This window comes from Microvirga tunisiensis, from assembly GCF_009296175.1.
Lineage (GTDB): Bacteria > Pseudomonadota > Alphaproteobacteria > Rhizobiales > Beijerinckiaceae > Microvirga > Microvirga tunisiensis.
This window is the reverse complement of the sequence record NZ_VOSK01000664.1, coordinates 1-1,855: the sequence shown is the minus strand read 5'-3', so window position 1 is coordinate 1,855 and position 1,855 is coordinate 1. Positions and strand designations below refer to the sequence as shown.

Annotated in this window: 3 protein-coding genes; 2 read left to right on the top strand and 1 reads right to left on the bottom strand. The window is 56.1% G+C overall.

Translation table 11 applies throughout. The features are described from left to right. The first annotated feature begins 147 nt into the window (after nucleotides 1-147). Together FS320_RS42620 and FS320_RS42615 are read left to right on the top strand one after the other, a co-directional pair. Complete coding sequence (locus FS320_RS42620) at nucleotides 148-387, top strand: hypothetical protein (protein ID WP_190242291.1); 240 nt, start codon at nucleotides 148-150, stop codon at nucleotides 385-387. 6 nt (nucleotides 388-393) lie between these two features. Then, a complete protein-coding gene (locus FS320_RS42615) occupies nucleotides 394-1,371 on the top strand; it encodes a hypothetical protein (protein WP_152718549.1) in 978 nt (325 codons plus the stop codon). Here FS320_RS42615 and FS320_RS46785 read toward each other — a convergent pair. Beyond that, a partial coding sequence (locus FS320_RS46785) for a DNA adenine methylase (RefSeq protein WP_476738994.1) occupies nucleotides 1,353-1,855 on the bottom strand: 503 nt, incomplete at its 5' end. The genes FS320_RS42615 and FS320_RS46785 overlap by 19 nt on opposite strands.

The following is a 1,855-nucleotide window of genomic DNA, read 5'->3' as shown; positions in this document are numbered from 1 at the left end:
GCGGCGCACGCATCACCTGGATGTTCACGACCGAAAAGGCCCGGGCCAAAATGAGCCGCGCCTATCCTAAACTCGCCCCTCTCGAGCCACTCGCCAAAGGGTCATAATCACTGTGCCGAGGATCTAGCCTCACCAGAGGCAATCACAATGCTTGCCGAACGCAATGACCTCGATGAGGCAATCATCACTGCCACACCGGCAGATATCCGCTTCCAGCAGCATCTTATCTCCGCGAACGCAGAGCTGCAGCACGCTGTCTCAACTCTGGAAGGCTTCGATCCTCAATTGCAGCCTGAGCTTCAGAAAATCGCCGAGTCGGTAGTGAAGCGCTCCAACATCGTCAAAATCAGCATTGATGCGGCTATGGCCGGCACTACGACGGAGTAGTCTCAGATGGCCACTCCGATTGATCCGCCCACGCTTGTCCTGGGCGACGACGACCTCGTCGACTGGTTGGAGCTGACCGCACTCTTCGACACCTTCGGTGTCGCGCGGGTTGACGCTCTGCTCGGCTCACCAGTAACGCTGGAGGAAACGGCTGAAGATGACATCGGCGAACGTGACAAGCGGCGAGAGCAGCTTGTTGAACGTCTGGAGAACGAGATCGACCTTCGGCAGCGTAACCTCGGCGAAACCTATCCCTTTGATCTTTCCGCCTCTGGCGACGAGCTTCTTCTCGATGGCAATTGGCGCGATCCCAAGTACGCATTCTATCTCATCTGCCTGATCACTACCCATGTGACGGGGTCGGCGATCCTTCGCACTCCGCCGAGCGGCGAACTGCTGACGCGACTAAGAAACCGTGTCTTCCAAATCGTCGCGACCCTGGGATTGGCTGGCTTAGCGACTGGCCCGGCCTTCAGTGTCGGCTGGCCTCGGCAAACCGGCGAGACAATTGTAGAGCTGCTCACCCGGGCGGCAGCGGCAGGGGACGGGTTTAGTGTCAGAAACCCCCCTGGTCCCTACACTTCGCCTCATGAGAAGGACGGCGGTGTCGATGTCATTGCTTGGACGGCCGAAGGCATGCTGCCGCCGCCGGCCTTCTTTTTCGGGCAGACGGCGAGTGGAAAAAACTGGCCAGGCAAACCGGTGACTGATCATGCGCGTGTCTTCAGTACAGCCTATATGCTCGACCACATGACGGGAAATCGTCAGTACGTCACACTCATTCCCTACAGGGTGCTGAATGAGGCGTTTTGGAAGAGCCAATCCCTCATGCATAGAGCCATTCTTGACAGGCTGCGGCTGCCGCGTCGTGCTTTGCAAGGTTTGGAGCTGTCAATGGAAGGCGTACCAGTCGATGATGCCAACAATATTGACGTGCTCACCCAGTGGCTTGGTGACTATATAGATTATGCACAAGCCGCTTGATTGTTAATAAGCACCTCGCGCTCTTTGCGCTTGTTCTGAAGGCTGTAAGTGACCGCAAGGTCCTCAACAGCCTGCGTGCTGTAAAGTGTTCGGATCAACGGATGATCGTCATAAGTCAGCACCCAGTGCGGCAGAGTTCCATCCTGAAGCATATCGCTTAAAGCGATATGCTTGCCTTCGTCCATCGCATTCAGATAGAGGCGGCCGCCTGCCGTGATATAAGGCGGATCAATGAAAAAAAGTGTCTGGTTAATCGCTAAACGCCTGGTCGATCTGGCAAGAAATTTCAAAGCGTCTTCCTGAGTGAGCTGGATGCGGTCCCTCATTGTGCCTAACCAGCGTACGCGTTCGGCCAAGCTTTCAATTACCCACATTTTTGGGCTGATCGGCCGCGCTTGCCTGACCGACACCCGTCGTGATTCCTTATCGAGCACCTCATCGTCTGCGACAGGTGTCTCATGGGCCGGGTTTTCTCTTTTCTCTC